Below are 25,506 nucleotides of genomic sequence, written 5' to 3'. Positions count from 1 at the left end.
GGTAGTCCGATCATTAGAGCTGTAATCCTTCTCTGTTACCGCATTAGGACTATGAGAAACAGCCCGGGAACAGGTGCCTGTATTGCATTCAGCAAGTAATTTAGTTCCTTAATTTTATACAATTTGCCTGCTTGCTTTTGGACTGCCGGGTGTAATAAAAAGGGTAGTCACAATTTACGTCATGATTCTACATACATGGTGACTGATTCACTTCTCTAAACAATAGGTTCACGCTTACCCTTTTCTTGCACTAGGGGTATTCCGCATGAACCGGTAATTGGCTTTATTCGTTATACCGGGCAGACTCATGAGTTATCATCATAGCGGTCTGTTCATTAATCCTGAAGGAGTGTGAAAAAATGTCCAAATCTTTTCTGTCCAGAATCGGTATTCTGCTGATGGCAGTCATACTGATCCTGCCGGCAACTGCTGGCGCTGCAGCAACCACCAAAGGCGCAGGTGCCGATCTGCGATCCGCTCTTGGTCAGGTGCTCGGTGAGCATGCGTTGCTCGCTGTAATCGCCATGCAAAAAGGTATTGATGGGGCTGCCGATTTTGATCAGGCTGCCGCTGCCCTGAACGCCAATACCGATGATTTGTCTGCTGCGGTTGCTTCTGTTTATGGCAATGAAGCCGGTGCTGCCTTCAAAACCATCTGGGCGTCCCATATCGGCTATTTTGTCGATTATGTCAAAGCCACAGCTGCCAAAGATACAGCTGCTCAACAAAAAGCCAAAGATGAACTGGCCGAGTACAAAGTCGAACAAGCCAAGTTCTTCGCCGATGCCAATCCGAATCTGCCACAGGCTGCACTAGAACAAGGTCTGGAAGAGCATATCAATATGCTGCTGACTGCCTTTGATGACTATGTAGCCAAAGATTATAACGGTGCCTACCAAATGGCTGACAAAGCCTACAAGCATATGTTCATGTTCGGCGATATTCTAAGTGCGGCTATTGTAAAACAGTTCCCGGACAAATTTACCGGTGATATGTCCAGCATGCCTGCTTCCGATCTGCGCTCTGCTCTGGGTAACGTACTGGGCGAGCATGCCACGCTGGCTGTATGGGTGATGCAAAAAGGTATTGATGGCGCTCCTGATTTTGATCAGGCTGCCGGACTGCTGAACCAGAATACCAATGAACTGAGTGCAGCTGTCGCTTCTGTCTATGGTGACAAAGCTGGCGAAGCATTCAAAACCATCTGGGCGTCCCATATCGGCTACTTTGTCGATTACGTCAAAGCAACAGCTGCCAAAGATACAACCGGTCAGCAAAAAGCCAAAGACGAGCTGAAAGAATACAAAGTCGAGCAAGCCAAATTCTTCGCGGATGCCAATCCGAACCTGCCACAGGCTGCTCTGGAACAGGGTCTTGAAGAACACATCAATATGCTGCTCAAAGCTTTTGATGATTATGTTGCCAAAAATTATACTTCCGCTTATGCACAGGAACGTATGGCATACGCCCATATGTTTATGTTCGGTAACACGCTGAGCGAAGCAATCGTTATGCAGTTCCCGGATAAATTCGGAGGAAGCGCTCCGGCAGCTCCGACTCCACCACAGCCGGATCACAGCAATATGCCGGGCATGACACCTGCGCCTCCTGCAACACCTGCTCCACCTACTGGTGGTGGTGCTGAAGGTACATCTGCTGATTATAATCCCGAGCTGAAAATGCGCGTTATCCAGTTCACACTGGGCAGTAAAACATATATGGTCAACGGTAAATCCATGAGCATGGGCATTATGCCTGTAGAGTATATGGGTACGACTTATGTACCACTACGCTACCTGGCCAACAATGCCAATATGAAAGTGTCTTATGACAAAGCAACCTCTACGACATGGCTTGATACCGGTATTCAGCGTTACGAATTCTGGGTCAATTCCAAAGTCTACAAAGTCGATAACATGCGTAAAGGCATGAACGATATGATCATTTCCAGAAATGGACATGTACTCGTACCAGTTCGCTGGTTTGCAGACAATTTTGAATGGAATCTGGCGTATGATAATGGCATGATTACCCTGTCCAAAACGTATTAATCTACATTTGCTGCTCTACACCAATCTTTTGGATCAGATCGATGTACGGTATCAATGCGAATGGTCAGACAGCAACCTGATCAATCGGTCCATTTCAGCCCAAAACTGTACAGCTGCCAGCCAGCTGTACAGTTTTTTGGTGCTGTTACCCATTTCTATAGACATGGGTCTTATATAACAGGAAACACAGAAATCCACCTTTTTTGGTACTATCTGATTAACTACTCTCTAATAGGTTTATACAATACATAGACAGCAAGGTAACAAATTGATCTCCGGGCTCTCCGCCCTGGCTCACATAGACCAGCACGGCAGGCAAAGACCGAAAGATCCACTACATTGGCTTTATCTCATGATAGCGCTTTAATTTAAGTTTATTCATCTCTGTACAGACATAACAATACATTAGGCAAAGGAGCAATACATGATGAAAATGAGAAAACTGATCGCACCCGTTCTTGGACTTTCCCTGTTACTGCCAGCTGCTGGCGCATTCGCTGCAGAAGGTACAACTGCAGATTACAACCCGGAGCTGAAAACAAGAGCTATCCAATTTAACATGGGCAGCAAAATGTACATGGTCAATGGTAAATCCATGAGCATGAGCATCATGCCTGTTGAATACATGGGTACTACATATGTGCCGCTTCGTTACCTGGCCAACAACGCCAACATGAAAGTATCGTATGACAAAGCGACTTCCACTACATGGCTGGACACTGGTATTCAGCGTTATGAATTCTGGGTCAACTCCAAAGTATACAAAGTCGACAACATGCGTAAAGGCATGAACGATATGGTGATCTCCAGAAATGGACACGTACTCGTACCGGTTCGCTGGTTCGCAGACAACTTCGAATGGGATCTGATGTATGACAAAGGCATGATCACCCTTACCAAAACCTACTAAGCATCATACTTTTCCAATACCAGGTAATGGCGATCGGATCGACTTTATCGTCTTTCCGAAGCCATTCAGCTCTGACTGCTCCTTACAGCGGTCAGGGCTTTTTTATTTATAAACTGATTAGGCGTATGCCCCCGGGTGTATCTATTAATGATTACATTTAATGATTAGATAGAAAGTGTATGATGATTTATCTTGTCGTTCATGCTGCCGCCTGTCCCCATTTCTATGGATTTTTAATCCCATGATTTGAAAAGGAGCTGTGCATATGAAATCAAGAAAATGGATCGTCCCTGCTTTGTCGCTTTCCCTGCTGTTTCCTGCCGCCAGCGGCTTTGCTGCCGAGACGACAGCTGACCAGAATCCGGAGCTGGAGACCAAAGTGATTCAGTTTACGATCGGCAGCGACCGGTATATGGTCAATGGATTATCAGAGACGGTAGATACCGAAGCGACCGTGTACAATAATGTCGCCTATATTCCGCTGCGCGATCTGGCAGACAGCATGGATGGTGCCACTGTATCCTATGATGCTGCAACAGGTACAACCTGGCTGGATACCGGGCTGGCACGCTATGAATTCTGGGACAACAGCAGCCGCTATCGAGTCGACAATATGGAGATGCGCGCAGACGCACCGATCCTTTCCCGGGACGGTCATGTATTGATTCCTGCTTCGTGGGTAGCGGATACGCTGGATTGGACTCTTGTATATGAAAATGGACTGGTCACGCTGTACAAACGCTACTAATTCTTGCTATTAAATCTTTCAATGATCTTTACCATTGATCCTGTATTGATCCTTACTACTAATCTTCATTTACACGGATCGCCCTTGATCCTCTATTAAGATAAAACTGACTTGGCTGCACGTTCACATATCTATCTATAAGCAAAACAGGCCTATTTCGCAGAGAAAGGCCTGTTTTGCTTATAGATTTATCTTTTATATATCTATTTTTTATACACTAAATAGATTATTTATTTAATAATACAGGTTATATTGTAATAATTTGACTTTATCTATGCTCTATGATACGATAGAACAGTTGTTTTTAACCCTCGGTTTTATCCTTCGCAAATTTTTCCGGGTGCTGCCGGAATCATCCCAAATTTCTTTTTATTCCAAACTCATTTGAAATTTGACGATCTGATTCACACTGGCGCGGTCATCGGAGCCGCAAGGACAGAAGAGAGGTAGGGCTTTTGTTGTTTTGGATTCAACGTGTTCAGACACAGACTATTCCATGTATGTCCCGTCTGTATACACCAAGCAAGCGAACCAAAACCGTCCCCGTCTATACATTTCACATTTCACCGCACACGGGGTTACGGGTTAATGATAGCTGCAGTTAAGCAGCCATATGGATACCGGAGAGCAGGATTACGCAGCCTGACTCTGTAACTAAAGCAGTACATTTTGCACCCCACGGCATACTAACATGCCATTTTGCAAAATCCGGAAACATCAATTACACACATTGTTGAGCATGAAGCAATTCACATATGGCTCGTAGGCTGTATCACGGCTTATGGCATTTCAAGCAAAATCAAACATAAGACGCAACACCAAAGATCTCCGGCAGGACGACCCAACAGGTTGTCTTCCGGAGATCGTCCAATTTATAGGGATATTTCTCTCATACTCTCCTGTTGTTCTGCGCTACTCTCCTGTTCTCTTTTGCTCTTGCTCTTTTGCTCTTGCTCTTTTGTTCTTATTTTTACTCTTCCTTCTCTTCCTTCTCTTCTTTCCTGTTCTTCTTTCTGCTTCCTTTTCCAGTTCTCTTATTATTCTTGTCAAATTCATATCGGATACGTGGGATCGCAGCAACCCTGAATCGCATACAATAGGGTACATAGATAGCAAAAGGATATACCTATGTCCCGATATCGGACAACGATCTGAGATTTACCGTGAAATGATAAAGACAGCGGAGACACCGCATTGTATCTGCTCTATAGTATCTGTTACATTCAATTAGATTAGTACATCATTATATACAGAGGTGAACTGCATTATGAAGCGAATTACAATTCTAATCGCCGATGACGAAGCCGAGATCGCCGATCTGGTCGCTCTGCATCTGCAAAAAGAAGGTTATCACACGGTCAAAGTACTGGACGGACAATCGGCACTGCATGCCGTTCAGACGCAGGCAATCGATTTGGCGGTACTGGATATCATGATGCCGGGTATGGACGGCTACGAAGTCACTCGCAAAATACGGGAGCAGCATCATATGCCGATCATTTTCCTCAGTGCCAAAACGTCGGATATGGACAAAATTACGGGGCTTATTACCGGAGCCGATGATTATATGACCAAACCTTTCAATCCCATGGAGCTGGTCGCACGCGTCAATTCCCAGTTGCGACGCTCGCTGCAGTTCAACCAGGCTGTTCCCACCCAGCGTACCCTACTGGAAAAAGGCGGACTGGTAATCATGCCCGAGCAGCACAGCGTGACGCTCTACGGCAAGCCGCTGGAGCTGACACCCAAGGAATTCGATATCCTGTACCTGCTCGCCAGCCACAGCAAGCAGGTATTCAGCGCCGAAAGCATTTTCGAACAGGTGTGGGGCGAAGCTTATTACGAGGGCGGTAATACGGTTATGGTCCATATTCGTACCCTGCGCAAAAAGCTAGGTGAAGATCTGGACAAAAATAAATTTATCAAAACGATCTGGGGTGTGGGGTATACGTTCAATGACTAAACGAAGAAGCTTCCGTACAACCATGATTTTGCTGCTTGGTCTGAGTATGCTGGCGTCTGGCGCTATTACATACGGCGTATACAAACTGCTGCAGGCGTATTATTGGGGGTACGGGCCGAAGATCAGCTCGCCCAATACCGCCACTTCATGCGTAATATCGGAGATATTTATTTTTTCCTGCTGCTGTTTATCCCTCTGGCTATTTTGTTTTTCTTCTGGTTTACCAAGCCATATGCCGCCTATTTCCGGGATATCTCGGCAGGTATCAGTCATTTGGCCAATGGCGATTTTCAGCATCGGGTACAGATTTCCTCCAGGGATGAGCTGGGCATGATTGCCGAGGACGTGAATCTGGCCAGCGAGAAGCTGCAGCAGGCGATCGAACGAGGAGATTTTGCCGAGAGCAGCAAAGATCAGCTGGTCGTCAATCTGGCGCATGATCTGCGAACACCGCTGACTTCGGTGCTTGGCTATCTCGACCTGCTGATGAAAGATGATCAGCTGACCGATGAACAGGTGCGGCATTTCACCTCGATTGCTTTTACCAAATCCCGGCGGCTGGAAAAGCTGATCGATAATTTATTTGAAATCACCCGTATGAATTATGGTATGCTGCCGCTTCAGAAAGCACAGCTGAATCTGAGCGAGCTGCTGAAGCAGATGAATGAAGAACTGTATCCCGTATTCGAGAAAAGCCGCCTTATCACCCGTCTGAAGCTGGACAACGATCTGGTCGTCTCCGGTGACGGGGAGCTGCTGGCGCGTGTCTTCGAGAATCTGCTGATGAACGCTTCACGTCATGGCAAAGACGGTGTCTATGTCGATATTCATGGATTCCGGGATGCCGACCAGATAGTAATCCGGGTCATTAATTATGGCGGCTATATCCATCCCGAGGATCTGCCGTATATTTTTGATATGTACTATACTGCAGATCGGGCGCGTACTCCGCAGGAAGGCGGAACAGGTCTGGGACTGTTTATTGCACGTAATATTGTAGAGCAGCATGATGGTACCATCTCGGTCCAAAGCGATGTTGTGCAGACGCTGTTTGAAGTACGCCTGCCTGCCATAACCTAAATCCGCCAAACAAACTTAAGAAAAACTTTAAAAATGCCCCACTTTTTCTTTAATCCATTTCCTTTATCCTTGATTGTATACAGAACAAGGAGGATCACGGATGAAGAAAAAGTGGGGATTTTGGATTGTGGGCATATTGCTCGGCTGCGCGATTCTGGAAGCAGTCGTATGGTTTCATTACAAAGACAGACTGCTTGTTGATCTGGAACCTGCAGGAAATACCGATTGGGATTACAGTGTACCTTTGACCGCCAACCTGCAGAGCTGGGTACATAAAGGAGATTTACTACTCGTCAATACGTCCTATGCAATCCGTCCGGAAGGAGTAAAAAAAGATATTGTGGTTCTTGCAGACCACGACGAGCTGAACAGCGGCTTTGTCTTGCTGGATCGGGATATGAGTCTGTCCCGGCAGGTAGCAGAGCGATTTCAGGAGATGACGTCAGCCGCTGCAACAGAAGGAGTTCATTCCTTTTTGATAAGCAGCGGATACCGTGACCTGGACAAGCAGGATGAGCTGTTCCAGGAAAAAGGGGCCGATTATGCCCTCCCTGCAGGACACAGCGAGCACAATATAGGCTTGTCCCTCGATATCGGTTCTTCCCTGACCAGAATGGAGCAAGCGCCGGAAGGAGATTGGCTGGAGAAGAATGCGTGGAAATACGGATTTATCCTGCGCTATCCAAAGGACAAAGTAGATATTACAGGCATTCAGTACGAACCCTGGCATTTCCGTTATGTAGGACTGCCGCATAGCGCCATTATGTACAAAAAGAATCTGGTGCTGGAACAGTACCTCCAGCTGCTCAGGGAAAAGAAAGAAATGTCGTTCTCGCTGAACAATCATGATTATAATATCCGCTATTACCCTATCGCTTCCGAAGCGAATATTTACGTTCCCCGGCAAGGCTCCTACGTCATATCCGGGGATAATATGCAAGGTATCATTGTGACCGCCAGCAATTAACGGTCCTATGACCGGAAAGGAAACCAGCATGAAGCATAACCATACCTCACCGGGCAATCCGTATAAACACAGCCTGCAGATTATTCCGTTGATCCTGTTCGTCGCCTATCTGTACCTGCTGACACAGATTATTCTGTTCAAAGGAGGCCCTGTAGACCCCGGTATCATCAAAGTACAGCTGATGGCATGGCTGCAGCAGCCGGATCTAATCTATACGCGTACGATCAACCTGACGCCGTTTCAGGAGATTACCAGAGACTGGCACCGACTGTCCCTGCATCCATCGGGTACATCGATCCAGCTGATTGGCAATGTGCTGGCATTTTTCCCGCTGGGGATTTTTATTCCTGTGCTTCTGCGTCACCCGGTATGGTCCGGCATTCTCGTATTGCCGATCTCGCTGCTGCTCAGTCTAGGGTACGAGGTCACGCAGCTGTTGACCGGCATAGGCATATTCGATGTGGATGACCTGATGCTCAACACAGCAGGCGGCGTGATTGGTTATTTGGCATTTATGACAACCGTCTTGTGCGGTAAATGGCTGATCGGTGCCAAATCGTCTTCTGTCACTGCAGCGCCGTCTACAGAAAATAGAGCTTTATAAAAGAACAAAAAAAGAGACTCCATCATTCGCAGCTGATGGAGTCCAAGATATAGTAATTCAAAAGGGGTTATTACAGACATTGTAGCCTGCTCATCTTAAAATAACCTGATAGAAACCTTAAAGAAACATTAATTTTCGATTTTTAGGTATCTTCTTTTATAATATTATGCCAAAAAAAGTGAACGCCACGGTCGCAGTCCATGGCGTTCAATTCGTTTATATATTCAAAAGGGGTATGCATTTACTATAACCGGATTATCTTAAAGGTTTATGAACTGTACCTAAAAATCGCATTAATTTTACGAAAAGCCACGTTAAGAAGCTTTATTCCGCTTGGCAAATGCTATATTCAAACACTTTACTCTACTCTGCAGATGCTCAGGAATCGGCCAATTTCTGCCGAACCGACTCGATTTTGTACTGGGCGGATGTAGGATGGTCACGACGATCATCAATTTTGACAGAAGTCGATACACGGCCTGCTCCCTCGTCGAACGGACATTCATGCAGTGCCAGAATAGCCTGCATCACATCCTTGATATCTCCCTCAATAATCGTACTCATCGGTGTCAGCTGGAAAGTAATTCCCTGCTGGCTGTTCAGCACGCGCTGCATTTGTGCTACATATGCACTCAGGCTTGTACTGCCTGTACCAACCGGAATAACGGTTACTTCTGCAATTGCCATACGATCTCCTCCTTGGTCTGATCAAAATAGGTCTATTCTTATATTAAACCTGTTGGGTGCCCTTTCCAACTGTACCCTCGCAGAAGAGACTTGCAGATGGTCTGCGTTGGGCGCCTGTTGATCCTTTTTTACAACTCTACGCGATCTTCAGTCAGACAGCCAGCTTCTTTTATTCGCCATTTTCCTGTCACATTCTCTTCTTATCCTCCTATGCTGCTATCGTTTGATTTGTCAATATATTGGGTCATATCATCACATACACATCTATATATAGAATAAGATGAGATTTTGTTGCCTTACAACGGACTGCTCGATCCTATACTATATCGGAAAAGGATGATAACCATGACCATACTGCGACCTTCTTCCACCTATCAGCCTGAATCACCGGCTGCTCCTGCTTCAGATACCTACGCCCACCTGCTGCCTCTGGCTGAGCTGGGAGATCATATTATTCACGGTGAACATGAATCCGCCCGCGAGAACGCCAACCTGAACGGAGACAGCTTTTCCGGCAAAATGAGTCGTCTTGGCAGTGAATATGCCCGCTGGTATACCCGCCAGAATGTGCTGCCTGAGCCGGTACAACAAGCTGTACAGCAGAATCGCATCTATATCCATGATCTGGACCATTATGCACTGGGTACCACCAACTGTATTTTTATTCCGTTCGAGAAACTGCTGCGTGACGGATTCAGCAGCGGCAATGGCAGTCTGCGCACACCCAACTCCATCATGACAGCGATGGCGCAGGTCGCGATTATTTTCCAGTGTCAACAAAATGCCCAGTACGGAGGCGTCGCCGCCAATAAGCTGGATTATGATCTGGCACCCTATGTGACCCGCTCCTTCCGTAAGCATCTGCGTAAAGGTCTGCGTTATTTTGAATCATCAGTAAGCCATACTGCGGCGAATGCTGCTGCAGGAACAGGCGAGTTTACAGCATCGAGCGGTTCGTCGGATGTACAACCTCCGTCTGCTGGCCGGCTATCCGATTGTATACAGCATCCAGGTTCTACACTATTTGAGCATGCAAATAGAAATGATCTGGAAGAGATGATTCTGACCGCGTCTATGGGCGATGAGCAGCTGGCTGCCCGTTATCCTCATGCTTATGCATATGCTGTGGAAGAGACGCGTACGGAGACGTACCAGGCGGCAGAGAGCCTGGTTCACAACCTAAATACGATGTCCAGCCGCGGCGGTGGCCAGATTCCTTTTACCAGTATCAATTATGGTACCTGCACATCGACCGAAGGGCGTCTGATCGTACAGAGCCTGCTGGCTGCTACAGTACGTGGATTGGGACATGGCGAGACGCCTATTTTCCCGATACAGATCTTCAAATGCAAGCAGGGCATCAATCAGCAGCCCGGTGACCCCAATTACGATCTGTTCCTGCAGGCTATCGAATGCTCCTCCCGTCGACTGTATCCGAACTTCGCCAATCTGGATGCGCCGCTGAACGCGGAATATATGATTCCCGGCGAGCCCGATACGGAATTTGCTACCATGGGCTGTCGTACACGGGTTGTAGCTGACCGATTCGGACGCAATCATCTGTCTGGCAAAGGAAACCTTTCATTCAATACGATTAATCTGGTGAAGCTAGGAATCGATCACGGAATGTACCGGAACCCGCTTGCTTCGTTCCATCGTCAGCAGAATCAGGAACAGCGACCAGACAGCAGACTCGACAATTCCACACTACGGACGACTCATGTACATATGGCTGCGGACTCCGCTCCTGCACTGCCGGATGAAAAAGGATTCTATCGTGCACTGGACGAGTGTATTGCTATCGCTGCAGAGGCACTGCTGCATCGTTACCGCATTCAGGCAGTACAGCCTGCCAAGGCATCGGACTTTATGATGCGTGAAGGTGTCTGGGAAGGTGGAGATCAGCTGCAGCCGGATGAACAGGTCGGCGACTGTCTCAAGCATGGTACTTTGTCGATCGGATTCATCGGTCTGGCCGAATGTATGAAAGCTCTCTATGGTGCCCATCATGGTGAGGACGAGCAGGTATACGAACGCGCTCTCGCACTGATCACCTATATGCGCGAGGCCTGTGATGCACTGAGTGAACAGCACAATCTGAACTTCTCGTTGATGGCTACACCTGCCGAAGGACTATCCGGCAAATTCGTACAAAAGGATCGCCAAACCTACGGCTCTATCGAAGGAGTGACCGACCGGGAGTATTACACTAATTCGTTTCATATTCCGGTCTATTATCCAGTGACTGCCGCGCGCAAAATCCGGCTGGAGGCGCCATTCCATCACTACTGCAATGCCGGAGCGATCTCCTATATCGAGCTGGACGGCAATGCCAGACAGAATCCCGAAGCAATGAATTCTATTATCCGGTATGCACTGTCACAAAATATCAGCTACTTTAGTATCAATCATCCTATCGATCGCTGTACGGCTTGCGGACATGAAGGCATCATCGGTTCACACTGTCCGAACTGCGGCGCATCCGAGCAGGAAGTGCATATTGCAAGACTTCGCCGGGTCACCGGTTATCTGACAGGCGATTACCAGACCCGGTTCAATCCGGCCAAGCAGGCCGAAGTCCGTGACCGGCTGAAGCACAGCTGATGAATATCTGCGGTTATATTCCCGAGTCGATTAATGAAGGACCCGGACTGCGTGCAGTGGTATTTATCAGCGGCTGCACGCATCGTTGTCCCGGCTGCTTCAGTCCGCATACATGGTCTTTTCAGGCTGGCAAGCCATTTACCCTGGAACTGCAGCAGCAGATTATCGGGGAAATGGCCGAGAATCCATTGCTCGGCGGTCTGACAATTGCCGGAGGCGATCCGTTCTTTTCCGCAGCCGAAACAAGTGAATTTGTGCAGCGCGTCCGGGCAGCTTTGCCGGATTTCTCGATCTGGATTTATAGCGGATATACATGGGAAGAAATTATTCATTCGAATCATCCGGAATATTTGAAACTTTTGCAATTATGCGACGTATTGATAGATGGTCGATTCGATCAGCAGCAGCGCGATGTGTCCCTGCTCTATCGCGGAAGCCGCAATCAGCGTATTGTCGATATTAATCGTAGTATGGTGAGTGGACAGGCGGTATGCCTGCTATAAATCAGCTGTATCCGGCACTGGTATGTAATTTATTCCATATCAGAAAAATGCTGGAAATAAAAAGATTGACTTTCGCGATTGAATTGCATATGATTTGCTTAAAGTAGATTGATTTTGCAAAAAATAGGCTTGATCCATACCGGGCGTAAGCAGCGGTATCAACCTCATAATTCTATTCCTGTTAAAGGGGAGTAGCTGTACAGGCACAGTCGTCATTACGGGTGAATAACCCCGGTTCTGCCTGGCAATGAATCACAACCATTGTTAGCGAGACCTTTACCACAAATTGGTGAAGACTCGCTATTTTTCGAGAAACCTTTACCTTTGTGGTAAAGGTCTTTTTTAATACACGCCGAGTCATTTGACCGGTATATATTATATTTTTAGGAGGAGTCTTATGGATGCAGCTTTGTTGTTAGAGTATGGCTGGGTATTACTCGTATTGATTGCACTGGAAGGTCTGTTGGCCGCAGACAACGCGCTTGTACTGGCGATTATGGTAAAACATCTTCCGGATGATCAGCGTAAAAAAGCTTTGTTTTATGGATTGTTTGGAGCTTTCATTTTCCGCTTCGGCTCCCTGTTCGTCATCTCCTTCCTCGTCGATGTATGGCAGGTTCAGGCGATTGGTGCTCTTTATCTGTTGTACATTTCCATCAATCATATTGTTCGTGCGCTGCTCTCCAAGCGAAGCGAGACCGAGGAAGCTGCCGAGGATAAAGGCCCGGCAGCCAACCCGAAAAAGCAGTCCGGTTTCTGGATGACTGTATTCAAGGTCGAAGTAGCCGATATCGCTTTTGCCGTAGACTCGATTCTGGCAGCCGTTGCGCTGGCAGTAGCCCTGCCGGCCAGTGGATTGCCACCGATCGGCGGACTCGATGGCGGACAATTCATCGTTATCTTCCTGGGTGGTCTGATCGGATTGATCATCATGCGTTTTGCGGCTTCCTTCTTCGTCAAGCTGCTTCAAGAGCGTCCGGGTCTGGAACTTGCTGCATTTGTAATCGTCGGCTGGGTAGGTATCAAGCTGACCGTTATTACACTGGCACACCCGTCTCTGGCTATCATATCTGAGCATTTCCCTGAAAACTCGATCTGGAAGCTCAGCTTCTACATCGTCCTCGTCGGGATTGCACTGGCGGGCTGGTTCCTATCCAGCAAGAGGACTGTTGATGAAAACGGAAATGCTGTCAAAGAGGTTAAAGAAGAAATCAAGCAGGATCTGTAAGTACAATCTTTCGAGCAAGCGAGCGAAGTCTCCATCCGGGGCTTCGCTCGTTTTTTTGTGTATTTTACTTTGTCGATGGCTATTGTAATACCCGATATACATAGACTAGCTAATTAATTTTCCATAATTTTGAATTAACTATTATAATTTTGAATTTATGGACGAAATAATAATCATACGTGCTCAAACAAGGTGAGTTCTTCAGAGCTATATATGGATTATATTTCAAATTATAGAAATTAAAAGGTTTATGATTATATAATTTGGATAACTGTGTTACATAAGCTCTGCAAGAAGCTTACACTACAATACATTGGAGTGAATACTATGCGACTAGCCGGTAATTTCAAAACATTCACTAAATTGATCAGCGCTTTTATTCTTGTAGCCCTTATCCTTGCAGCGGTAGGCATCTATGGACTGAACAATCAGAATATAATGAAAAAAAATATCGACGGTCTATATACTAACAATCTGGTCTCCATGCAGTCCCTGGCCGCCGCCGAACTGTCCCTTCAGAAAATGCGTGTAGCCTCTCGTGATATCGCCCTAAGTACAACTACTGCCGATAAACAAAAAGTAATGGATACCATCCCCGATCTGATCACTACTGTAAATGAAAATATGGCTAAATATCGCAGTACTCCCTTGAGCGCTGCTGAAAGTGCAGAGCTGCAGAACTTTGACAAACTATGGGCCAATTATCAGGAACTGTATAACCGTGCCGTGACTCTGGCAGAAAATTCTTCTCCTGCGCAATTCCAGCGTTTTGTCCAATCCAAAGTGCTTCCTGCCGGAACCGATATGTACAGCAGTATCGGCAAACTGAACGAACTGAATATCAAACAGGCTGGAGAAGCTTACAATACAGCCGGAAATGTATTCAACAGCGCCAAGCTGTGGACCACCATCTGGATTATCGTCTCGTTCCTGTTCTGTCTGCTGCTCGGTACCGTAATTGCCCGAATGATCAGTGCACCACTCAAAAATATCGCCGGCCTGCTCAAAAAGGTAGCTTCCGGTGATCTGCGCGAACGCTCCAGCCTGACAGGCAAAGATGAGATTGGTCAGCTGGCTGCAGCTGCCAACGAAATGACCGAACGTCTGAATGTGCTTGTATCCGAAATTGTCGATTCTGCCCAGACTGTAGCCGCCACTTCCGAACAAATCTCGGCCAGTACACAGGAGATCGCCGGCAGCAGTGCCAACCAGTCTCAATATGCACAATCGATCGCCCAGCTGTTCAAAGATATGTCTGTAGCTATTGATGATGTCGCTCACAGCGCCGAAGAAGCAGCCGAACTGTCCAACAACACCGTTAACAAAGCGCAAAAAGGCGGCGAAATTGTCTCTCAATCCACTACGGGCATGCAGGAAATGAATCAACAGATGTGCAATCTGGAAAAAGACTCCAATCAGATCGGTGAGATTATCGGAGTCATCGATGATATCGCCGATCAAACCAACCTGCTCGCACTCAATGCTGCGATCGAAGCAGCACGTGCCGGAGAACAGGGTCTTGGGTTCGCTGTCGTGGCTGATGAAGTACGCAAACTGGCTGAACGCAGCAGTGCTGCTACCAAAGAAATTACCGGCATTATCCGCTCCATGCAGTCCAATATGAAGCAAAGCCTGAACGCTGTGGAACGCAATGCCCAGTATTCGATTCATACAAGCGAAGCTTTTACGGATATTATCAACCGTGTCAGTGATTCTGCGATGAAGATCAACGGAATTGCCGCCGCCAGTGAAGAACAAAGTGCCCAATCTGTCGAGGTGATGCACTCTGTCACAGAGATTGCTTCTGCCAGTGAAGAAGTAGCATCGGCCTGTGAACAAACAGCTAGTTCTTCCCAGGATCTGGCACAGCTCGCCGACCGTCTGCATTCGTCTATCAATACATTTAAAATCTAATACCGATAGAAAAACCTCCTGTTCGCCGATTATCTGGCAGCGAACAGGAGGTTTTTGTTTATTGCTTGGGTTATTTTTATAAAGATTCAATAATATCGCCAGCCAGCAGAGATGCCGGGTTGCCTGTCCGCTTGCGGGCTGCCTCTTCTCCGGCATGTCCATGCAGATGCACTCCAAATGCAGCTGCCTGCAGTCCGCTTAGCCCTTGCGCCATCAGACCGGAGATGACACCGGTCAGTACATCTCCCGAACCTCCGGTAGCCATGCCCGGATGACCCGTCGTATTTACGAAAATATCTCCCTGCGGAGAAGCCACGATAGTTCGCGCACCTTTCAGTACAAGCACTACCCCGTGCTTGCTCGCAAAATCACGAGCGATCCCGATCCGGTCGCGCTGGATATCGGCAGTGGATACGCCGGCCAGCCGGGCCATTTCTCCAGGATGCGGAGTCAGTACCGTATCCGCCTGACGACGGGGCCAGCGTGACAGTCCTTCGGCTTCGGATAATATATTCAGACCATCGGCATCCAGCACCAATGGCTGCTGTGTCTCTTCCCACAGGGTACGCAGCCATTCGTTATCATCCTCAAACCGACCCAATCCCGGACCGATCGCGAGCACATCCGCTTTGGCGGTCTGCTCGACAATAGTCTGTGCTGTATCTGCTTTCCATTGTCCATCCGGGTCCTCGGAAGCCGGGATCATCATCAGTTCGGGTACATGCCCAACCATATGCTTCATCAGCTGCTCCGGCAGTGCCCAGCTCACCAGACCACTGCCTATGCGAAGTGCAGAGCGGGAAGCCATCAATCCGGCACCACTCATCTTCATACTGCCGCCAATTACCATAACATGACCGTAGGTGCCTTTGTGTCCATCGATCGCACGGGCACGGCTCGTATCGATCTGCAGTACGTCCCGAAGCACATCGTCTGTAATAAGATGCGCGCGCAGGCCGGCTTGCTTTGCAGTAGAACGCGGAATGCCTATTGATCGTACCACGACTTCGCCTGCGGCTGTCGCTCCGGGATACTGGGTAAGTCCCTGCTTGAGAAAAGCGAGACACACTGTAACTTGGGCCTGAATGCAGTTCTCTGCCACCTCTCCGGTATCCGCGTTCAGACCGCTCGGAATATCCGCAGCAATAATCGGTTTACCTGAAATATTCGCAGAGCGGATGATCGATGCATACGGTTCACGCGGCTCACCTTTGCTGCCGGTACCGAGCAGTGCGTCGATAATACCGGTATAGTTGCTCCATGGATGTTGATTATGCTCTGCCTGTTTCGAGCCGGAAGCGGTATGATTGATGCCGCTTTCCTGTTTATTGCCTTCTTCCGTTTCTGCATGCAAATTCCACTCCTCACTCCAGACCCGATATGCAATACCGGAACGATGGGCGGCATCACGCTGTGCTGCTGCATGTCCTGTAAGTTCCTGCGGATCCTGGGCGTAGAGCAGCGTGACCGCGATTCCTGCATCCATCAGATAACGTACTGCGACCAATCCATCTCCACCATTGTTGCCTTTGCCGACCAATACGAGCCAATGCTGACGGGAACGATCCGGAATGACTCTCTCGTCACTGCGGATGCCTCCTTCGTTGGTGAGCGCTCGTCCACGCGGCACATCGGCCTGCTCCTCTTGCTGTCCGCCGCACCAGGCAATTACTTCCTCCGCTATCGCTTTGCCTGCACTCTCCATCAGGGACATCGCCGGAATTCCCAGCTGTTCAATCGTATATTGATCCAGATCACGCATCTGCTGCGCGGTTACAATGTACATGGTTCTGCTCCTTTCCTGATTCACCGTGTAAGGCTTTCTTTTACTATATAACCGTATTTGTGGTTGAACAAAAATCAGGCTTGTTGAATAAGAGCTACCTGTACAAAGTGATTCGGGTTGTCCGGTATATATGTTTGGTATTTTTCAGGCATATTTTTATTGCTTGATACTTATAGCAAAGCGATTATCCACTTGAGCGACTATACCAAACAAGCGACCTTTATCTGATCCGAGATCAATAAAGGTCGCTTGTTATTATTCAAGGTATTCATTTAAAAGGACGACGTTCTAACTGTTCCTTCTGTATTGTTCAACAACCTGATCAGTAAGCTACCGTAAAACGGTCGTGGATAAATTGTGGATCTTCCACTTCGTCAAACAGAGCAGCGGCATAATCCTCAGCCGAAATGCGGCTGGCTCCGTCATCATCCGTGATCAGGCGGGATGTGCCAATACGGAAATTGCCTGTGCGCTTGCCGGGCTCGATCCAGCTAGCAGGACTGACATACGTCCATTCCAGATCGCTGTGACGATATACGTCGTAGGCTTCTACGTGTGCCAGTGCGAGCGGTTTGATTTCTACCGGGAAATCGGGCGTGTCCATCAGACGTACGCCTGGTTCCACTTCCAGACTACCTGCTCCGCCAACAATAACCAGGCGGGAGACACCCGCTTTTTTCATACCTTCTACAATCGAACGCGCTGCTTCCGGCAGATCGGATTCCTGTCCAAATTGCGGACCAAATGCATTAATAACTACATCATGTCCGGCGACAGCCGCTTCGACGCTGGACGGCTCCATTACATCCAGACGAATGCCGCTCAGACGCTCGGTGTTGGGATCGATTTTGGAAGAATCGCGTGTAGCAGCAGTCACTTCATAGCCGCGTCGCAGTCCCTCCTGCACGAGACGCTGTCCAATCGTACCTGTTGCACCAATAATAATTACTTTCATTGTTATTCATCCTTTCCGTCTTGACCGATTAAGCCTGTTTCTGTTTTTTACATACCCTCGGAAGCTGCTGCTGATTCAGTCTTAGCTCTGAATCGCCTGGCGAACTTCTTCCATCTGATGGATATCTGTCGTAATCTGATGCAGTGTAATTTGCTCCAATTCCTGCTCCATCGCACGCTGGGCGCGGGCAAATACCTGTTCCAACTCCTGCTGGATATTGCGTCCAACCTCACAATTGGGATTGGGATTATCGTGTATAGCAAATAATTCATCCCGTGCATCATTCTGCGTCGCCCGGTAAATATCGAGCAGTGTGATCTGGTCAGCGGAACGGGTCAGCTGTGCACCGGCAACCCCTGGCTGGGTACGCAGCAAGCCTGATTTGGTTAACTGGCTAATCATTCGCCGGATGACCACCGGATTGGTATTAACGCTGCCTGCGATCATCTCTGAAGTAATCCGTCCCTCTGTGGAATCAAGCAACGACAATGTATGAATCGCTACAGCAAAACGACTGTTATACGCCATCTGGATTCCTCCTTTCCTGCTGGCATTCTGATACGGCGATCAGGTTCCCATTTATATGAATAATCGTCTATTTATAATGATTACAATTCCAGTCCATAATTTAGTATACCAGCAATTTGCGCAAAACCAATACGGTTTATCGATCAGGTACGGACAAACCGTGCTTTTTGTGGAGACACTTTATACAGAAATAGAGCAATCTGCCATGTATGCCTGCTACCGTCAGAATATCTGCCTTATTTTGAAGCTCAAAAACGGATTTTTCGTTTAATAGAATAAGAGTGAGTATTTTATCGTCCTGTCGGTTTGATATAGATCTTTTTTCGGAAAGGAAGCTGATATCATGTCAACTGCATTGCCTGTATTAAAATGGATCACCTTTGCGCTGGAAGCATTGATGGCAATTCCGATCATAGGCGGAACATTCGTAATCTCCTATGGATATTCGCCGCTGTTTATCGCTTTTATCCTGCATCTGGTCGCGCTGGTGCTGGCCGTACGTCTCGGACGCTCGCCGTTCGGTAACGCTTTTGGTGTTATCACGTCGGCACTGGCCTGGATTCCCTTCCTCGGCTGGATTATGCACTGTATCGCGGCTGTCCTGCTGCTGATCGAATCGATTGCCGTAACCGGAACCCGCAGTACAGATCGTTATCGTCGTTACTAAGCCGGACTCTGCTTCTCTCCCACCTGTTCTTATATTATAAATAGTGATATTATCAGCATAACCATATTGTTCGTATCAATTGATCAACAAAGGAGTGAATCGGGTGGGATCACTGGAATGGACTTCTTTTCAACATGATCCGGCACTGCTGATCGCTGTCAGCTTTGCCGGATTGGTGCTGCTCGTCCTAACGTATAGCCTGTCTGCCAGACAGCGGCAAAGTACAGACCGGGAACGCATGCGCAGGATTCAATCCAGCCTGGATTATTTTACCCAAGCAGCCGGACACTTGTATCCGGCTGTTGCTGCGCCTGTTGCCATGCAGTCTGCTGCCGCAGCCAAGTCGTACAGTATAACAGATAATCGGAGTTCAGCTTCGACAGTTATTCTAGGCTGCAAAGCGGCTCCCTACGCCTCTGGTGAGCTGCTGAAGCGGATTGACGAATACCTGGAGCGTTCGGATCGGCAGTCCACGCTGCTGCTCTACCGGACACTGGAGATGGAGATTAGCCGGCTTACGCGTGAGCGTAATGGACTGCTGACACGCGGCGAGCATCCGCGCTGGGGCACGCTGTTCTGGATGACACTGCGTCCGCTGCTGCCATTTGCAGCATTGATCGTAGAAATGATGTTCTGCTGGCAGCTGATTAACGAGCTGCAGTATTCGGAACCCTCTGGGGACGCGCCTTTGTTCGCTGTCATGCGGTTTGTGTCCTGCAGTGGAGCGCTGCTGCTGCTATATGGTGTGATCCGTACCGAATTCCGGGAAAGTGGGCGACGGGCTTCCTTTGTCATCGTCACGCTGATTATATGCGCGCTGACGCTGCTGCACATACTCGGATTGACCGCTGCGCCGTATATTCTGGTTGCACAGATTCTGATGTATGCTGCCGGATATCGGCTCACCCGTGAACCCAAGCGCAAAGAACGTCCCTATGCCGGAGAATATGAATAAAAAAGGTGCAGTTTCTGCCATAACCTTGATCGGGTTATTCAGATACTGCACCTTTCTTATATGTGAAGCAAGGTTATTTATTGACAATAGTCCAGTGAATCGTAATCCTATCAGCCTTCCACTTCGTTCAGATCTGCCATCAGACAGACTGGACGGTTCAGGGTAAGCTCATGGCCGGTAGGCGTCAGACGACCGGTATCCGGTTCGGCCGCAAACTGGACAATGTTATTGCTGTCCTGGTTGCAGACGAGTACATATCCGCCAGGCACTACAGCAAAGTTGCGTGGTGTCTGCCCTTTGACCGGCACCCATTCTACAGGGGTCAACTTACCAGACTGTTCATCGATATCATAATGGATAAGACTGTCGTGACCACGGTTGGAAGCATATACGTAGCGACCGCACAGGGACAGGCGGATATCGCCGCCGGTATTTTCGCCCTGGAAATCTTCGGGAAGTGTCGATACCGTATCCAGAATTTCCAGTACCCCATTCTCGACGTTACGTGCATAGGAAGTGACGGTGCTGTTTAGCTCATTAATGCCGTAGGCGAGCTGACCGTTCGGATGGAACACCAGATGACGCGGTCCGGACTGCGGTGGCAGTTCGGTGACTCCTGCTTTGACCAGTGTACCGTTCTCGATCGTATAGCTGACAATCTGATCCAGTCCCAGATCGGAGACATAAGCCATGCGGCTATCCAGTGAAGATACAGCAGAATGAAGATGCGGAGCATCCTGACGCTCCGGATGCGTACCACTGCCTTCATGATGAACTTCGCCGCTCATTTCGCCAAGACTTCCGTCTTCTTGCACCGGGAAAATGTTGGCATTCTTGCCGCTATAGTTGGCGACCAGCAGATGCTCTCCATTGGGCGTCAGCTGTACGTAGCATGGTGCACCGCCACCGGTAGCTTTGCGATCGACCAGATGCAGCTCATGCGTCTGCTCATCTATCGTAAAGGCAGCAATCTCACCTTCATCGATCTCGCTGGCAGCATAGAGATGACTTCCTTCTGCGGACAACGCCAGATAAGACGGGTTCTCTACTCCGGCCATTTCCGAGACGATGCGCAGCTCTCCTGTCTCCTGATTCATCACAGCGACATGAATACCGGCTTCTTCCTTGCCTGCATATGTACCAATGTACATCCATACCTGATTATCGGTTACCGACATGACAATTCCCCTCTCGTATCCGTATTGGCCTGCCGCATCATATAGCGTACAGCAGGCTGGTTCATTCTCTAATTAATACCGATTCTACGAGAGGATGAATCATCAGCGCATCGTTATCCTGCGGATAAACATACGCAAAAAGGTCGGTACCGCCAGAAAAATCAGCAGCGTACGGAACAGCTGGTAGCAGCTGACCGTGGCAATATCCGCATTGACCTCATGTGCAATAATCCCCATCTGATCCATACCGCCGGGTGCCATACTGAGCAGCGCGGTTGCCGGTGTCAGCTGATGCCACTGAATCAGAATAACACTCATGACGCAGGCAAAAATAAGCAAAACCACTCCACTACCGACAGCGAGTATAATCATCTGCAATTTGCGGTTCAACTGCTCTGGATGAAGCATTAGTCCAATAGAGCTGCCGATCATTAGCTGGGCTGCGTCCAGCAGAGATGCCGGAAGCGCCGGACCCGGGATACCCATTAGCTGGATAACCGCAGTCACCAGCATCGGCAGCAGCATATAAGCGGTCGGGAAATGAAATCTTTTGCCGATCACTGCCGCAACAGGACAGACAATAGCGAACAACCAGATCGTTGGCGGCAGTGACGACCAACCCGGCGAAGAATGGGTCATGGCTTCTGTCACTGTATTCAGATCCACGCCAAACAGCGGACTGAAAATCAGCAGCGGTACAAAAATCACAATCATCATCAGCCGGGATACCTGCAGAAAGGTAACGACTGTCAGATCAATCCCTTTCAGCTCCTGTGCCAGTAAGACCATCTGGGTCAGTCCGCCGGGAATACTGCCGATCAGTACAGTCGGAAAAGAAATCCCTGTCCAGCGTGAGATGAGATAGGCAGTCGCTGTTGAAAATAAAAGCAGCAGTACCGTCATAACGATCATTGACGGCAGCTGCTGCCCAATCCGGGATAAGGTAGAGACTGTCAGCGATAATCCCAATGAATAGCCGACAATAATTGTACCTGCATCCCGCGCTGCTGTGGGCCAGGCCAGCTGCAGCCTGTGCCCACGGAACAACCGGGAACCGATAAATACCAGAATCATGGGTCCGAGTAGCCATGGCACTGGCAGATTGAGCCATTTGAACAGCAGCCCGCCCAGCAGTGCCAGCAGCAGCGTATAGCCCCAGCTCAGCCATTGGAACCGGTTATTCACAGAGACGGTACCAGTTCATCCAGTCGCTGCTGCAAATCACCACGGAACAATCCGCCATGATAGCATACGACAGTATCTACATCCAGCTCGCGAAAAGCATTGAGTGATTGCAGCGCCTGATCCATATTCGGTGTAAACTGCGGCACCGGTCCCATCAGCTGACCTTCATTGATGACCATCGCATCTGCCGTAATCAGCGTTTTGCTGGCAGGATGGTACAAGCTGATATGCCCCGGCGTATGTCCAGGTGTATGAATAACCTGAAGACCGCCTGCAAATGGCAGCATTTCCCCGCCATGCAAAGTATGGGTTACATTGCCCGGTGTCTCTGTCGAGAAGACCGAGCGGAATGCGTCCTGCTCCGGCTGCGGCAGCGTAGACAGTATTCCATTCAACCGCTCTGGTGAAGCTTTGAGAATAGGTGCTCTGCCGTCAATCGCCGGCTGATCTCCCGTATGTGCATAGACGTTCAGCTTGCCCGGCGCCGCCTCCAGCAGCTGTGGCAGTGTACCGATATGATCAAGATCCTGATGTGTCAGGATCACAGAGCCTACAGAAAATCCTGGACGAATATGCTGCATAAGCGTATCGTAGCCACCCGGAATTCCGGTATCGATCAATACAGCCTGTTCTCCCTCGTAGATCACGACTGGATAAATAACCATTTCATGCTCGCCATATTTCGACTTGATTTCAATAACTTCCATTGTGTCTGTAATATTCATTATGCCCCAAAGTCTAATGCTAGACTTCGGTTCACCTCCTTGTAATGTATACTTGTTCTTGCATCTATTATCCCGTGCTCTATAACCACCTGTCAAAAAGCGAGTCCGACGGCTGTCTGAACTGCTTTATATTCCGGCTGCACAGACCCGGTTGCGCCCTTCGTTCTTGGCCCGGTACAGTTCCTGATCGGCCTGGTCCAGCAGCTCCTCCGCCGACCGATCCGGGAAAACAGAAATGCCGATCGAAGCCGTAATACGCAGCTGTTGACCATCCGGCAGCGGGAAAACATGCTGCTCGATCTGCTGGCGCAGACGCTCTCCTGCCTGCCGGGCCTGCTCATGATTGCAGCAGTGCAGCAGAACGACGAATTCCTCTCCGCCTTTGCGTGCACAATCATCCGAAGAGCGGACAAAATGATGCAGCAGTTCGCCGATCTCGGACAATACCGCATCTCCTGCGCTGTGGCCGTACGTATCATTAACCGATTTGAAATGATCAATATCCATCATCAGCAAAGCAAACGGCTCGTGGGTACGCATGGCATGCAATACCTTTTGTTCAAAAATCGCTTCAAATGCCCTCGGATTATGTAGTCCGGTGAGATAGTCGCGACTGGCACTCTCTTTGAGCAGATAGATGGAACGATTCGAACGGCTCAGGTACGTCAGCAATAGATACGTAAATAACCCGCCCAGTGTATAAACAAACATAACCAGCAAAAATGGCAGTACAATAGTGCCATTGTACATCAGATATATAGGGATGCAGGGCAGCACCATACTGCACTCGACAATAATAGCCCAGCGCCGCCAGGAGTAATTATGTTTCCCGTCAAATAAAAGACTCGACAGCACAAACGCCAGAATCAGCATAGTCGTTCCAATAAACAATCCGGCTGGATTACTCGTATCCAGCAGCAGAAATCGTGCAAGCAGCAAAATAATCAGACTGATGCCTCCTGCCAGACGGCCGGACATATAGACTGCACTGATAATAGCCAGTACACGCAAATCCAGATGAAAACCGCCAGGTGCACTGACATTAAAAAACATCAGCCCAATCCCCAGCAGACCAAGCAATAGCCCGGTAATATAAGGGAAAGTACGGCTGTATTGAGGGAAGCTTTCCTGGATCTTGTTCAGCAGCAGATTGCACAGAAACAGAAAAGTCGTCATTAATGTTAAATTATTCAACAGATTAATCAGCATGATATCCAGCCTTTCATACAAACGGTATTCATGGGATTCGCCTTAGACGAACTCCTTCGGCAGCAATACAGCCAGAAGAACCCATGTATAGTTACGGTCTTCAGAAGCAAATGGTTCATTTGCACAGACCTTCTCCATTATAACCGGATATCTTCTATCATCTGTTACACGTTCTTCATTTATGCGCAAATACATTCCGGGTCAGTTGGTAAGCTTTGCAGAAAACAAATAAAAAAACCTGGCGTCCGATAGGGCCAGGTCTTTTATACTTTTTAGTACAATACGAAATTAGAATGAATTTTTGATAACTGCTTCTTCCAGGGAGAAGCGACCTGACGCATAAGCAGGCTTCGCCGCTTTACCGACAGAGATCAACAGTGTTGGAATATAACGTGCAGGCACATTGAAATGTTCCATGAATGCAGCAGCGTCAAATCCACCCATTGGGCAAGTATCATAACCGAGTGCTTTGGCAGCCAGCATCAGGTTCATCGCTGCATAAGAAGCATTGCGGTTGGCACTGTCACGTGCTACATCAGGGCTCTGGTATGCGCCATTGATCTGGTTAACCAGTGTATCGCGGATTTCCTGTGTCATCGCACCGGCTTCTACCAGGGAATCATAGACAGGTGCTGCATTACGGTTCGCTTCCAGGTCACCCAGTACCGCTACGACAAAAGAACTGTCACTGATCTGGGACTGATTGTAGGCGATAGGCAGCAGTTCCTGCTTTTTGGCTTCATCATCAATTACGAGGAATTTCCAGTGCTGCAGATTCCATGCGGAAGGAGCGGCATTGGCAGCAGACAGGATCGTCTCCATGTCTTCTTGCGGAATAATATAGCCTTTTTCGTATACTTTGACCGAATGACGTTCTTCCATTACCTGAATTGTTTCCGGTTTGACCATATTGGACATCATAACCACTCCTCGGGATATTTTAAGTCAGGAATTATAAGCAGGATGACTGAATGCATAACTATCAATATTAGTTACCAATAGTAATTAAGTATATATTCCATTGTGATTATATAATCATACCTATCCACTGTCAACTAT

At 48.4% G+C, this 25,506-nt stretch carries 22 protein-coding genes and 1 pseudogene; 13 read left to right on the top strand and 10 right to left on the bottom strand.

The genetic code is table 11. The annotated features are described in order from the left end of the window. Positions 1–359: 359 nt before the first annotated feature. The 3 genes from AR543_RS04950 to AR543_RS04940 all read left to right on the top strand — a co-directional run bounded on the left by AR543_RS04950 (position 360) and on the right by AR543_RS04940 (position 3,709). The gene (locus AR543_RS04950) at positions 360–2,051 is read left to right on the top strand and encodes a copper amine oxidase N-terminal domain-containing protein (RefSeq protein ID WP_060532337.1); all 1,692 of its coding nucleotides are present in this window, start codon (positions 360–362) and stop codon (positions 2,049–2,051) included. A 424-nt stretch (positions 2,052–2,475) separates the two neighbouring features. Then, positions 2,476–2,961 (top strand): copper amine oxidase N-terminal domain-containing protein, encoded by a 486-nt coding sequence (locus AR543_RS04945; protein ID WP_082472122.1) that lies wholly within the window; start codon positions 2,476–2,478, stop codon positions 2,959–2,961. Between the two features lie 265 nt (positions 2,962–3,226). Further along, positions 3,227–3,709, top strand: coding sequence for a stalk domain-containing protein (locus AR543_RS04940; RefSeq protein WP_060532335.1), 483 nt, complete (start codon positions 3,227–3,229; stop codon positions 3,707–3,709). 912 nt (positions 3,710–4,621) lie between these two features. Here AR543_RS04940 and AR543_RS24195 read toward each other — a convergent pair. After that, on the bottom strand, positions 4,622–4,765 hold the full coding sequence (locus tag AR543_RS24195) for a hypothetical protein (protein ID WP_158523931.1): 144 nt from the start codon (positions 4,763–4,765) through the stop codon (positions 4,622–4,624). 211 nt (positions 4,766–4,976) lie between these two features. Here AR543_RS24195 and AR543_RS04935 point away from each other — a divergent pair, with 211 nt between their 5' ends. From AR543_RS04935 to AR543_RS04920, 4 genes and pseudogenes are all read left to right on the top strand, one after another. Next, entirely contained in the window at positions 4,977–5,672 is a 696-nt protein-coding gene (locus tag AR543_RS04935) for a response regulator transcription factor (protein WP_060532333.1), read from the top strand. Further along, positions 5,665–6,752: pseudogene (locus AR543_RS04930) on the top strand (sensor histidine kinase). The gene AR543_RS04935 and the pseudogene AR543_RS04930 overlap by 8 nt, the downstream one beginning before the upstream one ends. 100 nt (positions 6,753–6,852) lie before the next feature. Next, entirely contained in the window at positions 6,853–7,719 is an 867-nt protein-coding gene (locus AR543_RS04925; protein WP_060532331.1) for a M15 family metallopeptidase, read from the top strand. A gap of 28 nt (positions 7,720–7,747) precedes the next feature. Then, positions 7,748–8,323 (top strand): VanZ family protein, encoded by a 576-nt coding sequence (locus tag AR543_RS04920; RefSeq protein WP_060532329.1) that lies wholly within the window; start codon positions 7,748–7,750, stop codon positions 8,321–8,323. Positions 8,324–8,701: 378 nt separating this feature from the next. Here AR543_RS04920 and AR543_RS04915 read toward each other — a convergent pair whose 3' ends face one another. After that, complete coding sequence (locus AR543_RS04915; protein WP_060532327.1) at positions 8,702–9,010, bottom strand: MTH1187 family thiamine-binding protein; 309 nt, start codon at positions 9,008–9,010, stop codon at positions 8,702–8,704. A gap of 345 nt (positions 9,011–9,355) precedes the next feature. On the opposite strand from AR543_RS04915, the gene AR543_RS04910 reads away from it, so the two are divergent. The 4 genes from AR543_RS04910 (at position 9,356) to AR543_RS04895 (ending at position 15,259) form a co-directional block, all read left to right on the top strand. Then, the gene (locus AR543_RS04910) at positions 9,356–11,614 is read left to right on the top strand and encodes an anaerobic ribonucleoside triphosphate reductase (protein WP_060532325.1); all 2,259 of its coding nucleotides are present in this window, start codon (positions 9,356–9,358) and stop codon (positions 11,612–11,614) included. Further along, positions 11,614–12,117 (top strand): anaerobic ribonucleoside-triphosphate reductase activating protein, encoded by a 504-nt coding sequence (gene nrdG, locus AR543_RS04905; protein ID WP_060532323.1) that lies wholly within the window; start codon positions 11,614–11,616, stop codon positions 12,115–12,117. The genes AR543_RS04910 and nrdG overlap by 1 nt, the downstream gene beginning before the upstream one ends. A gap of 397 nt (positions 12,118–12,514) precedes the next feature. Beyond that, the gene (locus AR543_RS04900) at positions 12,515–13,345 is read left to right on the top strand and encodes a TerC family protein (RefSeq protein WP_060532321.1); all 831 of its coding nucleotides are present in this window, start codon (positions 12,515–12,517) and stop codon (positions 13,343–13,345) included. A gap of 327 nt (positions 13,346–13,672) precedes the next feature. Beyond that, a complete protein-coding gene (locus tag AR543_RS04895) occupies positions 13,673–15,259 on the top strand; it encodes a methyl-accepting chemotaxis protein (protein WP_060532319.1) in 1,587 nt (528 codons plus the stop codon). Positions 15,260–15,335: 76 nt separating this feature from the next. Here the strand turns inward: AR543_RS04895 and AR543_RS04890 are convergent, their stop codons facing one another. From AR543_RS04890 to AR543_RS04880, 3 genes are all read right to left on the bottom strand, one after another. After that, complete coding sequence (locus tag AR543_RS04890; RefSeq protein WP_060532317.1) at positions 15,336–17,045, bottom strand: NAD(P)H-hydrate dehydratase; 1,710 nt, start codon at positions 17,043–17,045, stop codon at positions 15,336–15,338. 322 nt (positions 17,046–17,367) lie between these two features. Continuing rightward, entirely contained in the window at positions 17,368–18,000 is a 633-nt protein-coding gene (locus AR543_RS04885) for an NAD(P)-dependent oxidoreductase (RefSeq protein WP_060532315.1), read from the bottom strand. Between the two features lie 81 nt (positions 18,001–18,081). After that, the gene (locus AR543_RS04880) at positions 18,082–18,528 is read right to left on the bottom strand and encodes an Rrf2 family transcriptional regulator (RefSeq protein WP_060532313.1); all 447 of its coding nucleotides are present in this window, start codon (positions 18,526–18,528) and stop codon (positions 18,082–18,084) included. Between the two features lie 343 nt (positions 18,529–18,871). Here AR543_RS04880 and AR543_RS04875 point away from each other — a divergent pair, with 343 nt between their 5' ends. Both AR543_RS04875 and AR543_RS04870 read left to right on the top strand, forming a co-directional pair. After that, on the top strand, positions 18,872–19,195 hold the full coding sequence (locus AR543_RS04875; RefSeq protein WP_060532311.1) for a hypothetical protein: 324 nt from the start codon (positions 18,872–18,874) through the stop codon (positions 19,193–19,195). Positions 19,196–19,298: 103 nt separating this feature from the next. Next, positions 19,299–20,150, top strand: a complete 852-nt coding sequence (locus tag AR543_RS04870) for a hypothetical protein (protein WP_060532309.1) — start codon at positions 19,299–19,301, stop codon at positions 20,148–20,150. 110 nt (positions 20,151–20,260) lie between these two features. Here AR543_RS04870 and AR543_RS04865 read toward each other — a convergent pair whose 3' ends face one another. From AR543_RS04865 to AR543_RS04845, 5 genes are all read right to left on the bottom strand, one after another. Then, positions 20,261–21,328: a lactonase family protein gene (locus AR543_RS04865; RefSeq protein WP_060532307.1), complete on the bottom strand. Its 1,068-nt coding sequence runs from the start codon at positions 21,326–21,328 to the stop codon at positions 20,261–20,263. Positions 21,329–21,430: 102 nt separating this feature from the next. Then, positions 21,431–22,513, bottom strand: a complete 1,083-nt coding sequence (locus AR543_RS04860; RefSeq protein ID WP_060532305.1) for an AbrB family transcriptional regulator — start codon at positions 22,511–22,513, stop codon at positions 21,431–21,433. Then, positions 22,510–23,238: an MBL fold metallo-hydrolase gene (locus AR543_RS04855; RefSeq protein ID WP_060532303.1), complete on the bottom strand. Its 729-nt coding sequence runs from the start codon at positions 23,236–23,238 to the stop codon at positions 22,510–22,512. Before AR543_RS04855 ends, AR543_RS04860 begins: the two co-directional genes overlap by 4 nt. Positions 23,239–23,364: 126 nt before the next feature. Beyond that, positions 23,365–24,432 carry a GGDEF domain-containing protein gene (locus AR543_RS04850; protein ID WP_158523930.1) on the bottom strand — a complete coding sequence of 356 codons (1,068 nt, stop codon included), beginning with the start codon at positions 24,430–24,432 and terminating at the stop codon, positions 23,365–23,367. 303 nt (positions 24,433–24,735) lie between these two features. Continuing rightward, complete coding sequence (locus tag AR543_RS04845; RefSeq protein WP_060532299.1) at positions 24,736–25,365, bottom strand: nitroreductase family protein; 630 nt, start codon at positions 25,363–25,365, stop codon at positions 24,736–24,738. Positions 25,366–25,506 lie beyond the last annotated feature (141 nt).

The sequence above is a fragment of the Paenibacillus bovis genome, assembly GCF_001421015.2.
Taxonomy (GTDB): Bacteria; Bacillota; Bacilli; order Paenibacillales; family Paenibacillaceae; genus Saccharibacillus; species Saccharibacillus bovis.
This window is presented reverse-complemented; position numbering and strand designations above follow the sequence as displayed.

Excerpts from the sequence above, each read along its gene's own strand:
- AR543_RS04950 (WP_060532337.1), top strand. The coding sequence starts at position 360 with ATGTCCAAATCTTTTCTGTCCAGAATCGGTATTCTGCTGATGGCAGTC.
- AR543_RS04945 (WP_082472122.1), top strand. The coding sequence starts at position 2,476 with ATGATGAAAATGAGAAAACTGATCGCACCCGTTCTTGGACTTTCCCTG.
- AR543_RS04940 (WP_060532335.1), top strand. The coding sequence starts at position 3,227 with ATGAAATCAAGAAAATGGATCGTCCCTGCTTTGTCGCTTTCCCTGCTG.
- AR543_RS24195 (WP_158523931.1), bottom strand. The coding sequence starts at position 4,765 with ATGAATTTGACAAGAATAATAAGAGAACTGGAAAAGGAAGCAGAAAGA.
- AR543_RS04935 (WP_060532333.1), top strand. The coding sequence starts at position 4,977 with ATGAAGCGAATTACAATTCTAATCGCCGATGACGAAGCCGAGATCGCC.
- AR543_RS04925 (WP_060532331.1), top strand. The coding sequence starts at position 6,853 with ATGAAGAAAAAGTGGGGATTTTGGATTGTGGGCATATTGCTCGGCTGC.
- AR543_RS04920 (WP_060532329.1), top strand. The coding sequence starts at position 7,748 with ATGAAGCATAACCATACCTCACCGGGCAATCCGTATAAACACAGCCTG.
- AR543_RS04915 (WP_060532327.1), bottom strand. The coding sequence starts at position 9,010 with ATGGCAATTGCAGAAGTAACCGTTATTCCGGTTGGTACAGGCAGTACA.
- AR543_RS04910 (WP_060532325.1), top strand. The coding sequence starts at position 9,356 with ATGACCATACTGCGACCTTCTTCCACCTATCAGCCTGAATCACCGGCT.
- nrdG (WP_060532323.1), top strand. The coding sequence starts at position 11,614 with ATGAATATCTGCGGTTATATTCCCGAGTCGATTAATGAAGGACCCGGA.
- AR543_RS04900 (WP_060532321.1), top strand. The coding sequence starts at position 12,515 with ATGGATGCAGCTTTGTTGTTAGAGTATGGCTGGGTATTACTCGTATTG.
- AR543_RS04895 (WP_060532319.1), top strand. The coding sequence starts at position 13,673 with ATGCGACTAGCCGGTAATTTCAAAACATTCACTAAATTGATCAGCGCT.
- AR543_RS04890 (WP_060532317.1), bottom strand. The coding sequence starts at position 17,045 with ATGTACATTGTAACCGCGCAGCAGATGCGTGATCTGGATCAATATACG.
- AR543_RS04885 (WP_060532315.1), bottom strand. The coding sequence starts at position 18,000 with ATGAAAGTAATTATTATTGGTGCAACAGGTACGATTGGACAGCGTCTC.
- AR543_RS04880 (WP_060532313.1), bottom strand. The coding sequence starts at position 18,528 with ATGGCGTATAACAGTCGTTTTGCTGTAGCGATTCATACATTGTCGTTG.
- AR543_RS04875 (WP_060532311.1), top strand. The coding sequence starts at position 18,872 with ATGTCAACTGCATTGCCTGTATTAAAATGGATCACCTTTGCGCTGGAA.
- AR543_RS04865 (WP_060532307.1), bottom strand. The coding sequence starts at position 21,328 with ATGTCGGTAACCGATAATCAGGTATGGATGTACATTGGTACATATGCA.
- AR543_RS04855 (WP_060532303.1), bottom strand. The coding sequence starts at position 23,238 with ATGAATATTACAGACACAATGGAAGTTATTGAAATCAAGTCGAAATAT.
- AR543_RS04845 (WP_060532299.1), bottom strand. The coding sequence starts at position 25,365 with ATGTCCAATATGGTCAAACCGGAAACAATTCAGGTAATGGAAGAACGT.